At 39.4% G+C, this 22,400-nt stretch carries 24 protein-coding genes; all 24 read right to left on the bottom strand.

The window, feature by feature from the left end:
- Positions 1-7: 7 nt before the first annotated feature.
- The 24 genes from B2Z27_RS16010 to B2Z27_RS15895 all read right to left on the bottom strand — a co-directional run bounded on the left by B2Z27_RS16010 (position 8) and on the right by B2Z27_RS15895 (position 22,397).
- A complete protein-coding gene (locus B2Z27_RS16010; RefSeq protein ID WP_210707531.1) occupies positions 8-301 on the bottom strand; it encodes a phosphoribosylpyrophosphate synthetase in 294 nt (97 codons plus the stop codon).
- Positions 302-307: 6 nt separating this feature from the next.
- Positions 308-910, bottom strand: a complete 603-nt coding sequence (locus tag B2Z27_RS16005) for a hypothetical protein (RefSeq protein WP_286814395.1) — start codon at positions 908-910, stop codon at positions 308-310.
- Between the two features lie 44 nt (positions 911-954).
- On the bottom strand, positions 955-1,848 hold the full coding sequence (locus B2Z27_RS16000; protein ID WP_286814394.1) for a ribose-phosphate pyrophosphokinase: 894 nt from the start codon (positions 1,846-1,848) through the stop codon (positions 955-957).
- Between the two features lie 11 nt (positions 1,849-1,859).
- Positions 1,860-3,362 (bottom strand): thymidine phosphorylase family protein, encoded by a 1,503-nt coding sequence (locus tag B2Z27_RS15995; RefSeq protein ID WP_286814393.1) that lies wholly within the window; start codon positions 3,360-3,362, stop codon positions 1,860-1,862.
- Between the two features lie 3 nt (positions 3,363-3,365).
- Entirely contained in the window at positions 3,366-4,742 is a 1,377-nt protein-coding gene (locus B2Z27_RS15990; RefSeq protein WP_210707541.1) for an MBL fold metallo-hydrolase RNA specificity domain-containing protein, read from the bottom strand.
- Positions 4,743-4,756: 14 nt separating this feature from the next.
- On the bottom strand, positions 4,757-5,011 hold the full coding sequence (locus tag B2Z27_RS15985; RefSeq protein ID WP_210707527.1) for a hypothetical protein: 255 nt from the start codon (positions 5,009-5,011) through the stop codon (positions 4,757-4,759).
- Positions 5,012-5,036: 25 nt separating this feature from the next.
- On the bottom strand, positions 5,037-5,879 hold the full coding sequence (locus B2Z27_RS15980; protein ID WP_210707526.1) for an ATP cone domain-containing protein: 843 nt from the start codon (positions 5,877-5,879) through the stop codon (positions 5,037-5,039).
- The gene (locus B2Z27_RS15975) at positions 5,876-6,712 is read right to left on the bottom strand and encodes a universal stress protein (RefSeq protein ID WP_210707525.1); all 837 of its coding nucleotides are present in this window, start codon (positions 6,710-6,712) and stop codon (positions 5,876-5,878) included. Before B2Z27_RS15975 ends, B2Z27_RS15980 begins: the two co-directional genes overlap by 4 nt.
- Before the next feature lie 25 nt (positions 6,713-6,737).
- On the bottom strand, positions 6,738-7,511 hold the full coding sequence (locus B2Z27_RS15970; RefSeq protein WP_286814392.1) for an SDR family oxidoreductase: 774 nt from the start codon (positions 7,509-7,511) through the stop codon (positions 6,738-6,740).
- 42 nt (positions 7,512-7,553) lie between these two features.
- Positions 7,554-8,543, bottom strand: coding sequence for a 2-hydroxyacid dehydrogenase (locus B2Z27_RS15965; RefSeq protein WP_286814391.1), 990 nt, complete (start codon positions 8,541-8,543; stop codon positions 7,554-7,556).
- Positions 8,544-8,553: 10 nt separating this feature from the next.
- Complete coding sequence (locus tag B2Z27_RS15960; protein WP_210707522.1) at positions 8,554-9,822, bottom strand: MgtC/SapB family protein; 1,269 nt, start codon at positions 9,820-9,822, stop codon at positions 8,554-8,556.
- A gap of 2 nt (positions 9,823-9,824) precedes the next feature.
- Entirely contained in the window at positions 9,825-10,799 is a 975-nt protein-coding gene (locus B2Z27_RS15955; RefSeq protein WP_210707521.1) for an ATP-dependent 6-phosphofructokinase, read from the bottom strand.
- On the bottom strand, positions 10,789-11,706 hold the full coding sequence (locus tag B2Z27_RS15950) for an alpha/beta fold hydrolase (protein WP_286814390.1): 918 nt from the start codon (positions 11,704-11,706) through the stop codon (positions 10,789-10,791). The genes B2Z27_RS15955 and B2Z27_RS15950 overlap by 11 nt, the downstream gene beginning before the upstream one ends.
- The gene (locus B2Z27_RS15945; RefSeq protein WP_286814389.1) at positions 11,703-13,061 is read right to left on the bottom strand and encodes a dicarboxylate/amino acid:cation symporter; all 1,359 of its coding nucleotides are present in this window, start codon (positions 13,059-13,061) and stop codon (positions 11,703-11,705) included. The genes B2Z27_RS15950 and B2Z27_RS15945 overlap by 4 nt, the downstream gene beginning before the upstream one ends.
- A gap of 12 nt (positions 13,062-13,073) precedes the next feature.
- The gene (locus B2Z27_RS15940; protein WP_210707518.1) at positions 13,074-14,135 is read right to left on the bottom strand and encodes a class I fructose-bisphosphate aldolase; all 1,062 of its coding nucleotides are present in this window, start codon (positions 14,133-14,135) and stop codon (positions 13,074-13,076) included.
- Between the two features lie 11 nt (positions 14,136-14,146).
- A complete protein-coding gene (locus B2Z27_RS15935) occupies positions 14,147-15,160 on the bottom strand; it encodes a type II glyceraldehyde-3-phosphate dehydrogenase (RefSeq protein WP_210707517.1) in 1,014 nt (337 codons plus the stop codon).
- A gap of 24 nt (positions 15,161-15,184) precedes the next feature.
- A complete protein-coding gene (locus B2Z27_RS15930; RefSeq protein ID WP_210707516.1) occupies positions 15,185-16,528 on the bottom strand; it encodes an APC family permease in 1,344 nt (447 codons plus the stop codon).
- A gap of 7 nt (positions 16,529-16,535) precedes the next feature.
- The gene (locus tag B2Z27_RS15925) at positions 16,536-17,876 is read right to left on the bottom strand and encodes an NAD(P)/FAD-dependent oxidoreductase (protein ID WP_414673610.1); all 1,341 of its coding nucleotides are present in this window, start codon (positions 17,874-17,876) and stop codon (positions 16,536-16,538) included.
- Between the two features lie 30 nt (positions 17,877-17,906).
- Complete coding sequence (locus B2Z27_RS15920) at positions 17,907-18,374, bottom strand: universal stress protein (protein WP_210707514.1); 468 nt, start codon at positions 18,372-18,374, stop codon at positions 17,907-17,909.
- A 33-nt stretch (positions 18,375-18,407) separates the two neighbouring features.
- Complete coding sequence (locus B2Z27_RS15915; RefSeq protein ID WP_244745172.1) at positions 18,408-19,016, bottom strand: lycopene cyclase domain-containing protein; 609 nt, start codon at positions 19,014-19,016, stop codon at positions 18,408-18,410.
- Positions 19,017-19,121: 105 nt separating this feature from the next.
- On the bottom strand, positions 19,122-20,276 hold the full coding sequence (locus B2Z27_RS15910; protein WP_210707512.1) for a hypothetical protein: 1,155 nt from the start codon (positions 20,274-20,276) through the stop codon (positions 19,122-19,124).
- A 29-nt stretch (positions 20,277-20,305) separates the two neighbouring features.
- Positions 20,306-21,589 (bottom strand): multicopper oxidase family protein, encoded by a 1,284-nt coding sequence (locus B2Z27_RS15905; protein ID WP_210707511.1) that lies wholly within the window; start codon positions 21,587-21,589, stop codon positions 20,306-20,308.
- 5 nt (positions 21,590-21,594) lie between these two features.
- Positions 21,595-21,873: a DUF5676 family membrane protein gene (locus B2Z27_RS15900; protein ID WP_286814388.1), complete on the bottom strand. Its 279-nt coding sequence runs from the start codon at positions 21,871-21,873 to the stop codon at positions 21,595-21,597.
- A gap of 77 nt (positions 21,874-21,950) precedes the next feature.
- The gene (locus B2Z27_RS15895; protein WP_210707509.1) at positions 21,951-22,397 is read right to left on the bottom strand and encodes a hypothetical protein; all 447 of its coding nucleotides are present in this window, start codon (positions 22,395-22,397) and stop codon (positions 21,951-21,953) included.
- Between the last annotated feature and the right edge of the window lie 3 nt (positions 22,398-22,400).

The following is a 22,400-nucleotide window of genomic DNA, read 5'->3' as shown; positions in this document are numbered from 1 at the left end:
TTAAGTGTTATCGTAATTTTTTTCTCATTGCTTCCGAAATGTTTTCGGCATAGACGCCATAAGCATCTACTAAAAGACCTTTGATGCCATCTTTAGAAGATATTGCATATAAAATGCTGTTATCATCTGTACTGCTCATTCCTTCAAAGCGGTAAGTTTTATCTACTTTAAAATCTTCTGGTCGAATCTCAATTTTCAGAGAAGCACATTCCAGACATTCAGGTTTTAAGTTGAAATCATAAGGATATTCGTTTACCTGTAAATCGTTTATAGCCTCTGATAGTGTATCGTAATTTTTCATTTTCTTTTATTTATAGTTTATTGTAAAATAACTACCATCGGCTTCAGTAAATTTCTGAAAGGTCAATAGGCCTTTACGATTTAATTCTTCTTTGACATTATAATTGAGTTGCTTAATGCGAATTCCCCAGGCATAGGCCTTGATATCGATTTTGGAATTAATAGTATTATAGGTTTGTCCAGTATCTAACTCACGGTTAAAAATCTTTATCACGCTTTTTGAACCGAAGAAATTCAACAAGCCAGAGTCAAAACTCATTTCTAATTCTATGTCTTTTAAGTTTTTCAGATCGTAGAGCTCTTTAAAATTTTTAGATGTGGTATTGATTTCGGTTTCCTTTGATTTTGGGTTGGAAAATGGAAATGCCATTACCATTATACTGGCTTCATCAGGCTTACAACGATAAGTCGTGGTGTATTTGTCAGTAGATTTTTTATCCTTATCAAATAGTTCTGTAACGACCTCAATTTCATAATAACCGTTCTTATCGATGACTTTTCCAGACTTAAAAGTTTGCTTATTCAAAAAAGCACCTTCTTCATTGAAATTTTCCCTAACGACAAGTCTGTCTGAAATCTGCCCGATAAGCATTTCAGTTTGTCCAGTCATTGTGATGCTGAATAATGTGATTAGTACTATGAAAACTCGTTTTCTCATATATGGTGCATTAATTTTTTTACTTCTTTTGCCAGTATATCGCTCAAATCAATAGCATTTGAAGGGTGTGGAATGGTATTGCAGGTCACTATTTTTTCTACGCCGGAATCTAACAAATCCTGATAGGCACTACCTGAAAAAACTGCGTGAATACCCACACAAATAGGTGGTCTCATTCCTGCTTTTTTCAAATGCACCACGGTTTCAATCATCGTTCGAGCGGTCGAGATAATATCGTCTACCAAAATAGGTGTGGCGTTTTTATATTTTTCCACATCTGGGACAGAAACCTCCACATCACGGTCGCCGTGACGCACTTTTTGCAGTACCGTAAATGGTGCTCCCGCTTTTTTAGCAACTTCGGAAACCCATTGTTCACTTTCTGAATCTGGACCTATAAGTACAGGGTTTTCGACGTTTTCTTTTATCCATTCTGAAATAGCATCGGCTGCGTGGATGACTTTGTTTGGAATTTGATATACTTCCCCTAAAGAGCTAATTCTATGTAAGTGTGGGTCAACCGTGGTAATACTATCGGCAAAACCTGAAATCAGTTTTCCGAAAAAACCAGAAGTAACACCTTCGCCTTCATTGAAAATCTTGTCCTGACGCATATATGCGAGATATGGCGCTACCAAACACGTACACATTGCCCCTAATGATTTGGCAGTATGACTTAAAAAATAAAGAGGCAACAGTTTTTCGTCTGGTTCGTGCAAGGTGCAAACCAGTACAACACATTTATCCTTCACATCAGATAAGATACGTGTGTAGGATTCTCCGTCGGGAAACTTACGTAGGGTCGCTTTCCCGATTTCCGCATCCATTTTTTTTGCCATAAGTGCTGTAAGTTCTTCGTTTCCGGGAAGGCTGAATAATATTGTTTTCATCGTGTGTTTTTTTAAGATATGGTTAATATGTTATTGTGGTAGTTTTTATATTCCAGAGCATAGTTCAGCTCGCCTTTAGATTCTGCGTATATGGTATATAACAATTGGTCTTTTTCAATCTTTTCATTTAAATGGACATTCAAAAGAATCCCAGCCGATTTAGACTGCGGTGCGCCAGAAAGCTTGGCGAGTTTTGCAATCTTTCGATTATCTATCCGCTTTAGACTGCCCGATTTTTCTGCTCTGATTTCAATTTTATAAGGTGCTAAAACAGGTTTTGAAAAGCGGCCTTGGGCTTTACAAATGGCAAGGAATTTTTCATAAGCTTTACCAGATATAAGCACTTCTTTGGCGGTTTCCGTTCCTTTTCCTTTTTCGACTTTGCCCGAAAGCTCTATAAGTTCTCCAGCCAAAAGCAATGACCTTTCCATTAAGTCCATCGGCGCATCTGTCTCATTTTTCAAAACCTTTAGTATATCGATGGCTTCTAAAGTTGGACCAATCCCTCTCCCTACAGGTTGCGTACCATCAGTAATGACCACTTTCACATTCAACCCGACAGTGTTGCCTACCGTTTCCATATGGTTTTTTAGTTTTTGTGCCATTTCTTCACTTCTAACTTTCGCAGTTTTTCCTACGGGAATATCTATAACAACGTGGGTTGAACCTGCCGCAGCCTTTTTGGAAAGTACCGAGGCTATGAGTTGCCCTTCGCTATCAATATCCAAGGCCTTCTCAATCTTAATCAGTACATCATCGGCAGGGCTTAATTGCGCTGTACCACCCCAAACAAAACAACCTCCTTCTTTTTCTACCACAGCCATTATTTCTTCGGAAGAGAGCGTAACATTGGTCAGAACTTCCATAGTATCTGCTGTACCTGCGGGCGAAGTAATGGCTCGCGAGGACGTTTTTGGCATTGTAAGTCCATAAGCAGCTACAATGGCCACTACCAAGGGTGTGGTTCTATTACCGGGTAATCCGCCAATGCAATGTTTATCGACAACGATTTCTTTATTCCAATTCAATTGTTTTCCAGAGGCAATCATAGCTTTTGTGAGGTCGGATATTTCATCAATATCCATTCGGTCACCTGCACAGGCAGTAATGAATGCTGAAAGGTGTATGTTGGAATAGTCGCCTTCAACGATGTCGGTTATGATTTGGTTGTAGGCGTTGTAATCCAGTTTTTGGTTATAGATTTTTGCCCTGACGTGGCTTAACGATTCTATAGGTTCTAAATGGGAAACGTACAGGGTGTCATTGTCGGAAACATTCAACTTTTTTGCAGCAGCATCCGATAGTCCTATTTCGTTGGGCAGCAGGATATCAGAATTTAAGACATTTAGACTTGCAACGATTGAGGTACTTGCATTGGATATCCTTATTCGTGTTAATGCTTCAAAACCTTCTGAAATACACACGTGGCAATCCTCACGCATATACACCACATTTTCGTTTTGGGTGTAGATTCCAAGATGTTTGTATTTTAATATATTTGAATGTTGTTCCATAGTTTATTTTATTTCTTCAATGCTATATAATTGTGGGATTTCAGCATCCCACCCATAGGTCTCCTTGATACCTTTTTGTAGTGCTTCTGCACTTTCTTTTTCACCGTGCACTATGAAAATCCGCTCTGGTTTATTATTTATTTTGCTCATCCAATCCATAAGTTCAGCGTGGTCTGCGTGTGCCGAAAGTCCTTCAATTTCCGCAACTTCCATATGAAATGGCACCCATTTTCCGTACACTTTTAATTCCTTATCGCCTTCCAATAGCTTTCTTCCACGAGTGCCTTCAGCTTGATAACCCACAAAAAGCAAAGTGTTTTTTGGGTTTTGTGCTTGTGTTTCGAGATAGTTGAGCATTCTGCCGCCAGTAAGCATCCCACTTCCCGCAATCACGATTTTTGGCTTGTTATCTGTTCTTAATTCCATAGTTTCCCGATAACTACTTACGACCGTGAAATGTGAGCACATTTCATCACATTCATTGTCCTCTAATCTGTGCCAATCCCTTGTACGGTGGAAGAGTTCGAGTACATTCGCTCCCATTGGACTGTCCATTATCATTTGTACTTTCGGTATTTTGTTCTCTTTTAATAATCTCCAAAAAATGAGCATCATCAATTGGGCACGTTCTACCGAAAAGCTTGGAATAAACAGGCTGCCATCTCTATTGATGGTATCGTTGACCAATTTTTCAATCTGTGGCAGTGCTTCTACTTCATCTGGATGAAATCTTCCGCCATAAGTGGATTCAATGAAAAGCACATCCGCTTTTTTTGGTTTTAGTGGTGGGTAGAGCAATAAATCATTGCTTCTTCCAATATCTCCTGAAAAAACAAACCGTTTTCCGTGCACATCTAGCTCAATGTAAGTTGCACCTAGGATATGTCCGTTGTATTGGAAACGAGCTCTGATATCGTCAAATAACGGAATCCATTGTGCTTGAGGAATGCCCTTAAAATGTGGAATGGTTTTTTCTACATCTTTTAAATCGTAGAGTGGTTCTGCTGGGCTATGCTTTGAATAACCTTCCTTATTGGCACGTTCGGCTTCCTGTTCCTGAATTTTTGCACTATCGTTCAAAATGATTTTTGCAATGTCCAAGGTGGGATTTGTGCCGTAAATCGGGCCTTTAAACCCTTGTTTTACCAATCGAGGTAAATACCCTGTGTGGTCCATATGGCCGTGGGTAAGCAAAACCATATCAATTTCTGAAACTTCAACGGGTGGATATTCCCAGTTTTTAAGGCGCAATTCCTTCAGCCCTTGAAAAAGTCCGCAGTCTATCAATATCTTTCTCTCTCCCGTATCCACTAAATATTTTGAACCGGTTACAGTACCGGCCGCTCCCAAAAAGTGGATGTTGATTTTATTGTTTTTCATCGTATTCTTATGTATTAGTGCCCACCACAACAGGAAGGTGTACTTCCTTTATCTTCGGTCGATTTGTATAACGCTATCACTTCATTATATAGATTTCGTGAATCCTCTTTGATATAGAGTGCTACCTTTTTTATGGATTTAGGTTCAAAGTCTACCATATCCAATAGTATTTCCAAGGCCTCTTCAAGCAGTATTGGGTCGTCTTCCAATGCTTCGTAAAAAGGCTCAAAATCTATGTTGTTCTGTTTTTTTAATTCTTCAGTTTTCATATGACTATTTTTAAAAGTTTATTTTTTAATGGTTTTTACACAACGCTTCTAAATCTTCCAAAATCTTTTTTTGCCTTGATTTATCTATTCCGATTTCATTTAATAAAGAAGGTGTTTCGCTAAGCTCTTTGCAGAGTACAATTCCTTTATCCAATAATTTTGTCTTTTCGGATTTGGTTATTGTCGTTAATGCTGTTAAGGGATGAAATCCGGACTTGTCTATTCTGTCTTTTAAACCATTTCCCATAGGATAATCCCAGCTTGTCAATAACAATCCAACACATTTGCTGTACTGTATTGCATCCGTAGTAAATCGTGTATTGGTATATACACCGCCTTTATGTAGTTTGGCTTCGTGACCTTTTTGATGTTCCCATTGTTTTTCAACATCCAAAAATCGTGAATGGATGTACAAGGGAATCTTGACATTACAAAACCTACCTTGGTCACTATGGTATTTGCACTCAATCATATAATGGTAATTATCCTTTTGGGCTATTACATCTACTTCGTGCTGTACGCAGTTCCCTTGTACAATCACACCAACCTTGGTTTCAAATCCTTCGTGTGCCAATAGTTTTCCCACTAACTTTTCAAATGGGAAGCCAGAAGGGCCCAATTCCATCAATGCTTTTTTGAGCTTGTACTTTGAAGCACTTACACGTGATTTGCCTTTAAGCATTTTAAATGCCATTTTATAGATTTGTTTGGTTGTAATTCCATCGTATAATTGACTTTCAACTTGCTCTACAATTTGCTGAATCAATGCTTCACTCGCTTGTGCACGTCTTAAGGAATTGATGAGTTTATCCACATCAAAAGCTACGACGTCGCCAGAATACTTCACTATGTTGATTGATTGTTTCATTTTTTGATATGTATGGTCATCACAGGAAGTTCTGAATGATTAGTTACACCTTCGGCAATGCTTTTTGAAAATAAGCTCAAAAATCCTGTCTTACCGTGTGTACTCATTGCAATCAAATCTGCGGGCTGATGTTTTAAAAATGTATTGATACCTTCTTCTACTGACGATTCGTTGTGAACGTTCATAGAAAAGTTTTTTAAGGCGGGAAACTTTTCAAGGAATTGCTTGACAGGGTTTAATCCAGCGTTAATATTATTAAAGTCTGTTTCTGTGTTGATACGTAACAAATGAATTTTAGCATCACATTTTTCAGCTATGGAAAGCACAGCTTGAAATGGATGACTAACATCTTCTTCAAAAGAAGAGACGAATAGAATATCCTTAAATGGAAACGTTACTTCCTGCTCTTTGACCACGATAATTGGTGCATTGGCTTTTCGTACAATCTTCTCAACATTACTACCTGTTATCTCCCTCACACGACCTTTAGTGCCACTACTTCCTGTAATGATAAAATCGTGATGAAAATGACCAGAATGCTCCAAAATATCTTTTTGTCCTGAATCGAACTGAAGAAAGGTGCGGCATTTAAGACCTTCGTGTTCTGCAATTTTTTCGAGTTCACGTAAATTAGCCTTTGCAGCGCCTATCTGCTTTAAGGTTTCTGGATAACGCTTTTCTTTAAGCTTATCTAATTTTACCCAATCCACAGGCGTGGTCATTTGATGTAGAAAGTGTATTTCGGCCTTATACAGTTTGGCCATTTTAATGCCTAAATGTGCAGCTTTGGTACAGTTTTCAGAGAAATCGGTGGGTACGAGTATGTTTTTCATAAATTTTTAATTTTTAGGTTATCCATTATTGTGCAGTATAACCACCATCAATGACCAACTCAGAACCGGTCATAAATTTTGATTCGTCCGAAGCTAGGTAAACGACACCGTAACCTATGTCATCCGGCTCTCCCAAGTGTCCAACTGGATGTAGACTTTCTAACTGCTTTTTGCCCTCTTCCACATTGCCTTGGGCTTTTAGGAAATTTTCTACCATTGGGGTCCATATATATGCTGGATGAATGGAATTAACGCGTATTTTGTAACCCTGCTTCGCACAATGTAGTGCTGCCGATTTGGTAAATATGGTTACACCTCCCTTACTTGCATTATAGGCGGGTAGATTAGGGTCTCCAATAAGTCCTTCGATTGAAGAAAAGTTAATAATGGAACCACCTTCTCCAGTTTCCTTCATTCCCTTTATGCCATATTGGGTGCCTAAAAAAGTACCGTGAAGGTTTACGTTTATAAGATTTTTCCAGTCATCTAAAGTTACATCTTCAACCGTTCCACCTATTCCTATTCCGGCAGAATTAGCTACTATATGAAGCTTTCCATATGTTTTGATCGTAGTCTCAATAACCATTTTCCATTCTTCTTCTTTAGAGACATCTTGTTTAATGAAAATTGCCTCACCGCCATCATTGTTAATGTCTTGAACTACTTTAGTTCCGTTTTCATCATCTACATCAGTTATCACAATTTTAGCACCTTCACGAGCCAATAAGATTGCACTTGATTCTCCTAGGCCAGAAGCACCTCCCGTGACAATGGCTACTTTATTTTTTACTCTATCCATAATTTTAAGATTTAAGTGTTATCACTAATTTTTGTTTCTTAATCAAGAAACTTCGTTTCCTGAGACTTTGCCATTTTCAAAACAGTCTATATTATAAATTGTGGTTTCAGCAATATTGGTCAAAGCTGTTTCGGTTAAAAATGCTTGATGGCTGGTTATAAAAACATTGTTGAAGGTCATTAATCGGGCAATCACATCGTCTTGTAAAATGTCATCGGAATGGTCTTCAAAGAACAATCCTTCTTCTTCCTCATAAACATCGATTCCGAAATAGCCAATTTTTTTGGTTTTCAATCCTTCGATAACCGCCTTGGTATCTACTAATCCGCCACGACTGGTATTGATAAGCATTACTCCAGGTTTCATAAGTGCTATGTGTTCTTTGTCAATTAAATGTTTGGTTGTAGCCGTTAATGGTACGTGCAGGCTTATAATATCAGATTGCTTGCAGATGGTTTCACAATTGGTATAGATTACATTATACGAATTGATTAGATTTTGATCTTCAATGACATCTTGGGCAAGTATTTTGCAACCAAAGCCGTGTAGAATCTTTACCAGCACGGACCCAATCTTTCCTGTTCCGATGACACCCACGGTTTTTCCATTGAGGTCGAAACCGGTAAGACCGTTCAATGAGAAATTTTGGTCACGCACCCTATTGTGAGCTTTAATCAATTTTCGGTTTAGGGCAAGTATTAGGGCCATTGTATGTTCTGCAATTGCATAAGGGGAATAGGCAGGGATGCGAGCCACTTTTATACCCAGTTCCGATGCTTTTTTTAAATCGACGTGATTGAAACCTGCTGAACGTAGGGCGAAATTTTGAATACCGATAGCGTTCAATTTTTCTAGAACATTTGCCGAGGCATCATCACCAGTAAATAGACTTACAGTTTTAGAGCCAGTAGCCAGAATAGCAGTTTCTTCTGTTAAACGACTTTCTAACAGTTTTAATTGGTGTTTACCGTTATTTGCTTTTACCAGATATGGTTCTTCAAATTTATGGGTGCTAAATATGGTTGTTTTCATCCTTCTATTTTTAAATTCCGAATTGTATTAAAATATAGGCTATACCGACGACAACGACACTTCCAAAAATGAGCATTACCAGTTTCCCCGTTTTTTTGGAACCTTTGAAATAGGTAATACCCAACTTCACAATCATATTACTTATGGTTGCTGTTATAATGACATTGGTGGCAAGCGCGAGTTTGTCTTCTAAAGACCCAAATTTTGCCATACTAATAGTTATCGCATCCGTATCTGCCAATCCTGCAATTAGCGCTGAATAATATAAACCGCTTTCACCAAAAAATTGATTTCCATAAAAAACTGCAAATAAGATGACCACATAAATACCACCAAAGCCAAGGGCGTTCAATATATTAAGTGGGTTGCCAAGATCAATTGCTGTTTTTGAGACTTCGGTATTCTTTCTAATAAATAGGATGGCACTTATCAAACAGATCAGTGTTAGGATAGTAAAGGGAACGGCCAAATAAGAGAGTATGGCAGTATTAAAAATATAGGCAAGAATGGCAAGCCTTGGAAACATTATGGCCGAAGCTATAATGACACCGGCAGCATATTCTTTTGAAAGTTCTGGCGATTCTTTACTGCGAGAAGCATATATCCAAGATACTGCGGTACTTGAAATCAATCCACCCAAAATTGCAGTGAGCAGAATACCTCGTTTAGAACCTACATATTTTACAAGAAAGTAGCCGATGAAATTCAGAAAAGAGACAATCACTATTATTGTTCCAATCTCAAAAGGGTTCAGCAAACCTTCTGGACCAAAATCGTCATTTGGTAAAAAAGGTAAAATTAAAAGCGCAATAATTGCAAACTTAATAAAGGCAAAAAGTTCTTCTGAAGTAATATTCTTAATGAAGGTATTAAAGGTTGTTTTCAATGATAACAGTGTAACTACTACTACCGCAGTAGCAACTGCTTCTTTATGCAAATGATTAGCAACCATAACCCCTAAAATCAACGTAGCGAACAGTGCCATATTGGTGGTAATACCAGTCATAATATGCTTTTGCACTATGGAAAGATGACTCAAAGACAGAAACAAAAGAAATGCTGCGGCAATTATAATTACCAACCAAGGTGTATAAGCTATAGAAAGATTTCCCAAGATATAACCAATGATGGCGACAATCGGGAAGGTTCTTATTCCAGCAAAACCTTGTTCTTCCTTCAATTTATCGTATTCACGTTCCAATCCCAAAATAAGACCAATGCCCAGACTGATGAGTAGTCCGAGGATAAAGGGATTGATGTTTTTAAAAGCTTCTATCATTTCTACTTTCCAAATAATTCTAAAAGTTCATATAATTCAGTATTTACCTGATGTTGCTTGACCACCTCTTTAAAAGGGGTTAGATGCAATTGATTATTCAAAACACCAACCATTGCATTCTTTTTACCTTGTGAAAGAGCGTTTACACTTGCCACCCCAAGTCTAATTCCCAACATTCTATCTAAAGCAGAAGGATTTCCGCCTCGCTGCACGTGGCCGAGTTTTGTAATTCGTAAATCGACATTGGAATTAACCTCCTTTATTTTTGAGGAAATAAGTTCAGCGCCTAACTCATCACCTTCGGAAACCACGACAAGGAAAGGGTCTTCGCTATCGTAATTTTTAACTTTATCTAATAGGTAAATAAAGTCTTTGCCACTCTCGGGAATTAGTATAGCATCGGCACCTACCATTAATCCTGAATGAATAGCGATATATCCTGAATCCCTTCCCATTACTTCAACAATAAATACACGGTTATGAGATTCGGCAGTGTCCTTTATTTTATCAATATTTTCAATGGCTGTGTTTACTGCGGAATCAAAGCCAAGGGTATAATCAGTACCAGAAATATCGTTGTCGATAGTCCCAGGAATACCTATAAATGAGATATCGCATATTTCTGAAAAAGCCAATAATCCTTTAAAAGTTCCATCACCGCCAATGGCAACTAAAGCGTCTATGTTGTTTGCTTTGAGGGATTGAAAGGCTTTTTTACGCCCCTCTAATTCCAGAAAACGTTTGCTTCGTGCTGTTTTTAATATTGTACCGCCTTTTTGGGTTATTTTTTTTAGTTCGTGAGATTTTAATGGTACTAAATCGCCATCTATCAACCCTTCATACCCTTTTCGAAAACCACTTACTTTTATTCCCTTTGCTTCAGCGGATTTGGCAATGGCGTAGAGCGCAGCGTTCATCCCAGGGCTATCACCTCCAGATGTAAATACGCCTATATGTTTAATTTTATTAGTGTTCATTAGATATGGTTTTTTGTAACTTTTTTTCTGAAATAGTAAAATCTTGGATTGTGCTCCAAACAAATCCTGCTTCTTTCAAAAAGAACTGGTGGTCTCCTTCAGATGAAGTAATCAGTTGTGCGCTTTTAAATTCCTTTAATAATTTCAAGGCATTTTTTAAAGGTGCAGTGGTGTCTTTTTCTCCGTGAATAAAAAGCACGTCTTTATCCGAAATTTTCCTTGCTATCGCATATAAATCAGTTTTCAAAATAACTTCTGTGAGTGAATAATAATAACTCATCCAATGATGTTTTTTTGCATCTTCATAAACTTCATCCGTTAGGTTATCAGGCTTGAATGCACGTGACATAAATATGGGATGAATCATACAGATGTATTTTGAGAATTTGCTTGTTGAAATCCTATCTACAAAAGAATGCGACGACATAATTTCTTTAAATTCATCAGCGTTTTTATAAACGGGTATGCTTATAAAAATTCCTTTCTTGAACCAAGTGGGTTGCTTTTCCAATAGCGCCATTGAAATCATAGCTCCCATAGAATGTCCCGTAATAATGGTATTTCCGTCATTGAATCCTTCTTTTTTAAGAATCAACTCAATAGCAGTTAATTGCATAGAAAGGGTATAATCGCCTTTGGGTTTAGGGGAATTTCCAAACCCGAGAAGGTCTATTACAAGCAAAGAATGTGTTTTTTTAATGCTTTCTAATTCACGTTTCCAATAGTGTAAAGAGCCTGTTAATCCGTGCAACAAAACAAGTTTGTTCTCACCAGAACCTACTATTTCATAATTTAAAAGCGTTTCGTTGGCATCATAAGCTGGTTGCATACCAATCTTGTAATGCTGATAGCTTGCTATAGCTGCAACAGGTAAAATGAACACTATGAATATGAGTAATAATGTCATTGTTTTGAACTTGATTTATTATTCGTTTTCTCACTGACCAAGATTGGGATTTTACCATAGAACCTATTAAAAACCATACAGGCAGTCAAATCACCAGTTACATTTACAGCAGTCCTAAACATTCCCAAAAGTCTTTCTACACCAATGATAATGATGATCCCTTCAGCAGGAATCCCGACACTTCCCAAAACAGAAGCAAGTATGACCACGCCACTTCCTGGGATGGCAGGTGTACCAATGGAAGCAGCGACAATGGTTACAATGACCACTATAATATTGAGTAAACTCATTTCCAGACCGTAAGTTTGAGCGATAAAAAGTGTAGTAATAGTTTGATATAGTGCCGTTCCATCCATATTGACGGTTGCACCAATAGGAATTATAAAATTGCTAATAGTTTTGTCCACTTTCAATTCCTCTTCGGCGGTTTTCAATGATAAGGGCATTTCTGCCGCCGAACTTGTGGTGGAAAAAGCCAATAATTGAACATCCCTTATTTTTTTAAGAAAGTGCAATGAATTTGTCTTTCCGAGAAGTACGATGAGTCCCAAATAGCAAATTACCAATAACAGAAGGCCGAGAAGTACGACTCCAACATAATAGGTTAGACCTGACAATGAACTTAAACCAACACTAGAGGTAAGCTGCGCCATAAGACCAAAAACGACGATAGGCACTAGAAGCATTGACCATTTTACCACCGTCATACAGACTTCCTGAATGGCACTTAAAAGAAGCTTTACTGGGCGCAGTAAAGAATTCTCAAGCGATAGCACAGCTACACCAATAATGATTGTGAAAATCACGATACTTAACATTTCACCACTAACCATAGATGCCAAAGGGTTTTCTGGAAGCAAGTTCGATATGGTATCTGGGATGGTTTCAAGACCAAAGGAAAGCTCTGGACTTTCCGTTGGGACAGCTGTAATTTCATTATGTTCATCTAGAGCCTGCTGATGTAAAAAACGCCCAGGTCTAAAAAGTTGAGATAGTATAACACCCAAACTTACCGAAACTATGGTCGTACCTAGAAAATATAAGAGAACGCCACCACCTAATTTTTTTAGACTGTCCTTGTCATTACTTGCGATTCCGGTAATAATGGAAGCCACAATCAAAGGAATCATAATCATCTGCACCAATTTCAGAAAAAGTACACCAGGCAATGCCAGCCAATCTCCTGCTATATCAGCTGTTTCTTTAGTAATCCACCCATTTTGAGGACTTAAAAGTAAACCAAACCCAACACCCAGAAATAAGGCAATGATAACCTTTAGCCATAGACGACTTTCTACCAATTTTGAGAGGTAGTGATTGAATGATTTAAGCGATTTTACTTCTGTATCGAACATTTCTTTTTCCTGTTATGCTATGCTAATTTTAGAATCCAAATAAACTTTCTGAACGGATTGTAATACTTCCACGCCTTCGCCGAAGGGCTTTTGAAAGGCCTTTCTTCCCATAATCAACCCAGAACCACCAGCTCTTTTATTGATTACAGCTGTAGTTATTGCTTCCACTAAATCTGACTCCCCTTTAGAGCCACCTCCAGAATTTATCAGTCCTATTTTGCCCATATAACAATTGGCTACTTGTAACCTACAAAGGTCAATGGGATGATCTGTTGTCAACGTATCATACATTGCATCATCATATTTTCCGAACCCTATCTCTTTAAAGCCAAAATTGTTTGTAGGCAATTTTTGTTTAATAATATCTGCCTGAATAGTAACACCCAAGTGATTGGCCTGTCCAGTTACATCGGCAGCAGCGTGGTAATCTTCTTTTGCAGTTTTAAAGGTTTCGTTTCGGGTATAGCACCATAAAATGGTAGCCATACCTAAATTGTGAGCCTCTTCAAAAGCCTCGGAAATTTCTTCCAGTTGTCTGTTGCTTTCTTCAGAACCAAAATAGATGGTAGCACCCACAGCAACAGCTCCCATATCCCACGCAGATTTTACTTTTCCAAATAGTGTTTGGTCATATTTATTAGGGTAGGTAAGTAGTTCATTGTGGTTAATCTTCACTATAAATGGAATTTTATGGGCATATTTTCTTGCATTTAATCCCAAAACACCAAAGGTTGAAGCCACTCCATTGCATCCCGCTTCCATTGCCAATTTTATAATATTCTCTGGGTCAAAATAATCAGGGTTTTTATAGAATGAATACGCTGCGCTATGCTCAATGCCTTGGTCAACTGGTAGAATGCTCAAGTAGCCTGTGCCACCAAGATTTCCGTGGTTATATAATTGTGAAAGACTTCGCAGTACTTGCGGATTTCTATTACTTTGGGTAAATACCTTATCTAGGCTTGTTCTACTAGGGGTTTGCAGTTCGTCCTTGGTTATTTTTTCACAAACGTGTTCTAAATAGAAGTCTGCTTTTTCCCCTAATAGTTCTGTAATATTTATGTCTGTTTTCATTTTATTAATGATTAAAGAATTCCTAAACTTTCATTTGTTTTGGCGATGGATTTTGCACCATCTGTTTCAATTCCAGTTAATGCTCTAATGGCATCAATCGTTTCGGGGATTACAATGGCTTGATTATCTACCACGTATGCATAAAAAAGTTCGTCGCCCTGTACTTTCAACATATCTTCCCATAGGGCTACTTCGTACATATCGCCCCAAGGTCTTCCCATATCCAAAAACATTTCCTTAATGGTGTTGTTTGAAACTAGGCCTTGGTCATATTGAATCAGTTTGATGCGACTAGACGTTTTGAAAGCATTCAGCACTTCTTCTTTTGTGGCTTGTTTTTTTAACTTCACGTTCCAATAGTGCATATGGCTCAAAGTTTCTGGAACTTTTACTGCGGCAGTGATGACATCCAAATCTGGGTCAACACTTTTAGCATCAGGACCTTGGTGGCTCGGGATGTCTTTTTCAGGAACCATCGTATTCATAATACCACCTAAATGGCTTTCCCAAGGATCTGTTGCTCTTCTCAAAAGTGTTCCTCTGGCGTAATCCAATAAATTGGCTCTTTTTAAAGCGGTCAATGTTCTTAAGATGGAAGTGGTGTTGCAGGAAACTACACGTGTAGCATCTAGATTTAGAGCAGACTGATAATTATTTTCAGCACTAAAGGAATGGCCTGTGGTTTCGTGTTTTTCGCCTCCGTGTAAAATAAATTTGATGTTTTGTTCTTTATAAATTGCTACATTTTGAGCCGCAATCTTTTTAGGGGTACAGTCCACAACGAGATCCGATTTTTTCAACAGGTCGTGCAAATCGCCTTTTACTGAAATACCTTCAGATTTCATTTTGCCTTCTGCTTCTTGAGTTGCAGCGTAGATATCGTACTCTTTTCTTACCGCATTTTGAATGCGCCAATCGCTAATGATATCACACGCGCCCGAAAGTTTCATATCGTCTTGTAGATTGATGGCATCCGCCACCCTTTTTCCAATGACTCCGTATCCTATAACTGCTATATTTTTCATATAAATTGTTTTTATTAATTATGTTTAATTGTTTTTTTTAGTTTTCATTCCCATTGGCATATTACCTTCATCGTTTGTATGCGAAATCATAAAAAACCGTTCCGCAACAAGAATCAGGATAATTCCAATTGCTGCTACGATGAGCACCATTGGATCATTCAGATATTTTATATATAGAAAGGCTGCCAGTACTACCGTGTCCATTACAATAGCTATTAACGGAATGATGGGTTTAAATTTCACCTCGTTTTTTAGGTTGCGAAAAAGTCCCCAATGGATAGCTATATCCATAATAAGGTAGAAAATAGCTCCTATAGAAGCGATTCTTGTTAAGTCGAAAAGGGCAGTGAGTAAAATGGCAAGGGCAACCGTGAATATGAGCGCTGGGTTTTTAAAATTACCCATCTTTTTTAAAGAGGGTACCTGTTTCATATTGCTCAACATCCCCAATAAGCGCGATGCCGAAAATACACTGGCGATAACCCCTGAAAAGGTTGCTACAATAGCGATGGCTATAGTGAACCATAAACCCCATTCCCCAAAAACAGGTTCGGCTGCTGCTGCCAAAGCATAATCTTTTGCCTTTATTATTTCAGGGATGCTCAAACCACCTGCAACAGCAAGTGCCAAGGTCACATAGATAAGTGTGCAGATAAGAATTGAAATCACAATGGATCTTCCAAGGTTTTTGTGTGGATTTTTGATATCTCCACCTTGATTCGTGATTGTGGTAAACCCTTTATAGGCAAGGATCGACAATGCCAATGCCGCTACAAAGCCAAATCCTTTTGGTAAGGTTTCGGTATTTTTTGGGATATAGTCTCCTGTAATATCTGCAAATCCGGAAGCTATCAGACCTGCAATCGCAAGTAGTGCAATGCCACCTACTTTAATAATTGCTGTAAAAGTGGCCGTTGCTCCAATTACTTTATTTCCTAGAATATTTATAACATAAGCTGTTACCAATAGTAGAATACCAAGAATGGATGCATAACCGGCATAACTTTCTGGGAATAATCGAAGGGTATAAGCGCCAAAGGTTCCCGCCACCAAACTTTGTGCGACAACCATTGATACATACATTAATAAGGAATAGACACCTGTTGTCGTTCCAGGACCATAGGCTTTATTGAAAAACTTAACCACCCCTCCAGATGACGGAAAGGCATTTGAGAACTTTACGTAAGAATAAGAGCTGAAACCCACTACAACAGCTCCTGCAATAAAGGCAATCGGGAACAGATCACCTACTAACTCGGCTATTTGCCCCATAAGGACAAATATCCCAGCACCTATCATTACACCAGTACCTAGGGATATGGATCCTGTTAGGGAAAGCTTATTGTTTTTATCTGTTGTGTCTTTCATTCGTAAATTATTTCTTTGTGTTATTAACTGAAGGTTTTGGTTTAAAATTTCTAATAATCAGGCGATTGCTCTTTTCATAGGAAAAATAGCTTACGGCCCAATTGAAACCGACCAATAATTTGTTTCGAAATCCGCTTATTGACAATAGGTGCACGACCGACCATAGCAACCAGGCAAAATATCCGGCAAACTTCAACTTTCCCAAATCGGCAACTGCCTTGCGCTTGCCCACGGTAGCCAAAGACCCTTTATCCCTGTAACTAAATAGGCTTATTGGTTTGTCATTGATAAGTCCCATCAATGTAACCGAAAGATATTTTCCTTGTTGCATAGCCGCCTGCGCTACCTGTGGGTGGCCTTTTGGGCTCTCTTCTGAAATTAGGGCGGCAATATCGCCAATGGCATAAATGTTTTCTTGGCCATCCACTTTCAAATAGGCATCGGTTTTTAAGCGATTGCCCTTGACTACATGCTTGTCATCGATACCTTTTGGGAAATCGCCTTTTACACCGGCGGTCCAAATCAAGTTCTTGGCCAAAATCGTTTTCCCACTTTTGGTTGTTACTATTGAGCCATCGTAATCGCTTACCGATTCATTGAATAGTACCTTTACATCCAAGTCTTTCAAATATTTCAGGGTTTTTGTAGAGGCTTTTTCAGACATCGTACTTAACAATTCATCAATGGCTTCTATCAAATAAATGTTCATAATGGAAGAAGGGTATTCTGGATAATCCTTCGGTAGAATGTATTTGCAGAATTCAGCCAAAGCTCCTGCCATCTCTACGCCAGCAGGACCACCACCAACTATTACAAAATTGGTCAAGGCATCACGTTCATTATCATCACAGGTAATCGTTGCTTGCTCTAAGTTTTGAAGCATCATATGGCGAATATTCAGGGAATCGCGAATATCCTTCATACCCAAACTATTTCTTTCGACTTCTTCCATACCAAAGAAGTTAGTCTTTGTTCCCGTTGCCAAGACCAGATAATCGTAGGTAAGCTTGCCTTTGTCCGTTATCAGCGTATTCGCGGAGGCTTGGATTTCCTGTACCTCGGCCAATCTGAAGCTCACATTCCTGTATCCTTTAATTTGTTTCCTAAAAGGAAATACGATACTATCGGGTTCGAGGCCACTCGTAGCTACCTGATAGAATAAGGGTTGAAATTGATGAAAGTTGTTACGGTCTATCAGTACCACCTGAACATCCTTGTTTTTCAGCCCCTCCACCAACGCCAAACCCGCAAAGCCTCCTCCAACTATAACAACTCGTGGCAGCCTAGAATTTGGCAAGCAGATGGCATCCTCCGCTTTGCATGTACTATCGTCGATACCGTTTACCATTTGATTCTTGATCATTAACTTTTTTGCTAATTATTTTTCTTTCGAATTGCGTTTCCGTACTATCATTACGGAACAGTGGGCATGTGTTGCCACGGACTGAGAAACCGAGCCGAGCAGAAATCTAGAGAATGCGCCATGGCCCTGTGACCCGACGACAATTAAATCGGCATCAAAGGCTTCCGCCTTTTCTAGAATTGCACTTTTGGGAAGCCCGTCGACCACAGCAGTTGTAATCGACAATGCTTCATTCTTGTCTTTTAATGATTTTGAGGCATCGTTAACAGTATCTTCTGCGGCTTTTTTCGCGTTGGAAACGGCTTCTTCATAATAGTTGCCAAGCGTACCGCCCAGTGGAAGGGCACCAGGAGCGGTCAACATAGGGTTTTCAAACACATTTATAATACATACCTCGGTTTTGGATGGTAAAGGCATCCCGGCAAGTTCGTCAATGGCCACTTTGCTAAAATCGGAACCATCTATTGCTAATACTATTTTCATCTTTTTATTTTTTATAATTGATACAATTTTTAGTTAAGTGATAACTATAGGTTTCATTAATTTTTGCCAATACAGGTGTTCATATAGCCCTGACCAGTACATACCGAAAGTGAAAGCGAACAAGAGCTCTTCAATCGGGATGCCGAGAATAAGTATATGGGTCAGGTTCTCTAAATTCCAGTAGAGTGCTACGTAATCGGGGTAGAAAGGCAAAATGCTTCCGAAATACACGAAGTAGAGTACGGTAAACAGGATGCCCCCCACCCAAATCTTTCCTTTTAGGTCAGGACGACAGTATAAGGTTGCCAAACCGCCTATGAACATGGCCAAAATGCCACAGTAGATATGGTTCAACTCGGTAAATAGGCTAAACCCTGCAAAAACCAGGACGGGGACAAACAGTATGTACACATGCAGGGAATGTCTTTTATGGCTCCTTTCCGAATGTGGTATTTTAACGTACCTCCTTTTAAAAATTAGATTGTACAATACCGTACCGATGCCCCCAATGGCGAACGAGAAAATAAGGCTTTCAATATCGAAGCCCGTTTGTATCGCCAAATCAAAAAGGGACGGCGGATGCCAATATTCTGGCACAAATAAAGGTTCAGTAAGTCCGAAAGGCATCGTTATCCAACTCATTTTGAGCATCTCCTTCCTAGCATCTTTTTTAAGAAGGTAAACCAGGCCCCAAAGGGCAAGGAGGATAAGCGACCATATAAACCAGACGTATTGCATATGAATTCTCTATTTGATATAATTGTGTTCCAGGCTCAACAGATCCTCCCTATCGCCGAACTGTTTGTTGAATATTCTACTGAAGGAATACACCAAAGCCAATTGCACACGATGCTCACTTTTTCCAAATAAGATTTCCGTTAGTCCTTTATTGTCCGAATACCGATACTGTAGCCCGATGTCAAAATCTTGCCCGAGACGATAAAAGCCATTGGCGATGAACATTAATTGGTCCGAATCTGTCTCTAAATTTGATAAGGACTTATAACCGGCCCCTATTGCCAATTGATAATGGGGGCGTTCCAGTTTTTGTTTTAGATACCGTAAGGTTCCGAATACAGTAGTTGATTCCGTTCGGGTATAATCGAAGTAGTTATTGAGTTGCGTTATTTCATTCCAACCAAAATTTTGGATGGCCTGAAACCTAAAATCCAAAAAGTTGATCGGGTCTGGTTTTAGGTTAATCGTGGTACTGAACAATAGATTTTTTACCGAAGCATCAAAATCATTGGAATACCCCGGCCTATCTGTAAAATAGTTGTTGTAGCTCAACCCGATTTCCTGTAAAACGTTGCGGTTCCACTGTTGGCTTTCTGGTACCCGATACATCAAGGTCAACCCCATGGAATTCAACCTAAAGTCATCGGGTTCGGTGCTGTCATAAAAATTCTCGCCATGTATCGAGACCAAGAAGCGTTGCTTAAAGATGCGGGCATATTCCAGCACATTTGCATATTGGTCCCGTTCTGTATTTACACCATCAGAAAACGGGTTCAGGGCATAGGTAAAGCGTTGGGCATCATCGTCCCGAAGGGTAGGGAATTCATTTAAATTCGTTTGAGCAAGGGTACGCCCGACCTTGAAGATGTTCTTTTTATCCTCTAGCCGGACAAAAATATTATTGTAAAAAACCTCCCCCAAATTTGAATTTGCATCCGGGAACTGCAGCCCCAGAACAAATTTTGCCCTCCAATCATTGTACAATTTTTGGCGTAGGCCCATTAATAATTGCGTATCTGAAAAATCCGAAACGGCACTTGACTCGTCGGAATTGAAATTTAGGTTTCCGGAAAAGACCCCTTTTGCGCCTATTTCAAATTCCGGGGTAATCTGGGTATAGCCCCAGCTCGAAACAAATAGTATAGTATATAGTAACTTTTTCATTTTAATTATAGTTTCTTATTGCAGATTTCCTATTCGTCCAAGGCTATTTTGGGTAATTTATCTTGCCCGAACATCATTTTGTCCATACTGCCCATTTCATCTTTTCCCATAGATTTCATTCCCTCCATATCGGACATACCCGCTTTAGGATTGTACATGGGATTACCGGAATATTTGGAAATAATTAGCTCATCTTCCGGCAGATCTTCATAAACCAAGGCCAACAAATTGCCTCCGGGATATAGTCCGTTGTTGGTTACCTTGCGGGTGTCGTGGTCGTGAAAGGTCCAAATCCCCCTATTTTTACCCTCCACAACAATATCGAAGGTCTTGCCCGGGGTCAATGGCACCGTATTTCTCTTCCACGGATGCTCGATGGGCACCCCGTCATCCGCCACCATCCAAAAATCATGGCCGTGCATGTGTAAATGGTGCGTTTCTGCACCTGCATTGATCAAACGTATTCTGATGTTTTCGCCCGACTTGATAAACAAATACGGAGTAGAAGGATAGGACTTGCCATTTACCGTAAACCAATTAGCCTGTGGTAGATCTGAATTTGACCTTCTATTGTTCAGATAGGGAGGTTGGTACCCCTTTTCCATACTATCCAGAAATTGTTCCTTACTATCGAATACAGCCCATTGTTCGCTGGTAAACCTCCCCTCTTTCATCAAAAAGGTCCGCTGTTTCATTCGTTCTAACATACTGTTCATTTCTTCACGTATATAGTTGGTATCATGGGAGGAATACACCAAGGTATATTCCCTTTCGTAAGGGAATTTCTTTTTAATGGGGTCGTCGGGGTTTTCTACGATTACGCTGCCGAACATCCCGGCCTGCATATGCATAAGTGTCCCCCAATGACAGTGGTAAAAATGGGTGCCTTCAGGCTCTGCCACGAATTCATAGATGAATTCATTTTTGGGCATTACGGGAAGTTGGGTCACGAACGGCACCCCGTCCATACGCCATGGCACAAATATTCCGTGCCAATGAATGGTATGGTTCAAATCCGTTTTATTCGTGAACTTTACCCGTACCTTGTCCCCGACGTTTACCCTTATTTCAGGGCCTGGAATCATATCGTTAAAAGCCAACGTATGGTATTTGAACCCTGGTGCCGGTTCATGGGTATGTAGGTCGATATACAGTTCAAATTCCTTCCATTCGCCATCTATGGTATATGGCAATGGCTGTACCAAGCGTTGCTTATTCTGTTCCTTGGCACTTTCCGCTAGCAGATTGCCAGGAAAAAACAACATGCCCGCGGTCGATGCGGCACCGGTTCCTAAAAAATCTCTTCTATCCATAATTATTATTTTCGGGTTTTGAGCTGTACGTTATAAAAGGCCGCGATACAGGCCCCAATAAGCCAGCCCAAGATGAATGTTTGCACGATTCCAAAAAGAGCTTCCAAAAGAGGAACGTCCATTCTAATAATACTTGTAACACTGAGCCCGTGTAAGAGGCTATTGAAGAAGGTTATCGTACCTTCTTGTCCGGCTGTTGCCATTACGATCATGCACCCTGCATAGACCAAGGCTCCTGTAAAACCCATTGCAAAGCCGAATTTTTTTACATTGATGCGATTCATGATTTTTTATTTTAAGGTTAATAGTTGTTATAATTCATTCGTGAGGCAAATACCTCATGCCAAGACCAAAGTTTTAATCAATGGTTCCGTTCCAGACTTTTTCTGTACTCCATTTTATTGTGCATAGTTTTTGCCAAATCCTTTTGCTCAAGGGTGTGGTCGCAAAAAGTATCGCTTAAGAGACTATCCGAAGCAATGACGGGCATAAAATGGTGGCTGGTCAGTAGCATTAAATCCGGGTATTTGGTAATCATCTCGCTCAGTTTATCAGCGAGAATGGTATCGTTGGCAGCGGCTTTTACCAGTTCGTCCACCACCATGCCCGTGGCATGGTCGTTTTCCATCATTTTGGTAACATATTTTTTGCCCAGTTCGTGGTTCTCCACCATCAATGTTAAGACCTCCTCTTGTTGTGAAGCGTCTTTAAGCATATCCTTTACAGAACTGTCCTGTTTTTGTGCACAGGCCGACAGTAGTATTGTGGCCAATACAATCCCTGCAGCCTTGTAGCTTATTGTTTTCATTTT

The sequence above is a fragment of the Maribacter sp. UBA3344 genome (assembly GCF_002362375.1).
Classification (GTDB): domain Bacteria; phylum Bacteroidota; class Bacteroidia; order Flavobacteriales; family Flavobacteriaceae; genus Maribacter; species Maribacter dokdonensis.
This window is presented reverse-complemented; position numbering and strand designations above follow the sequence as displayed.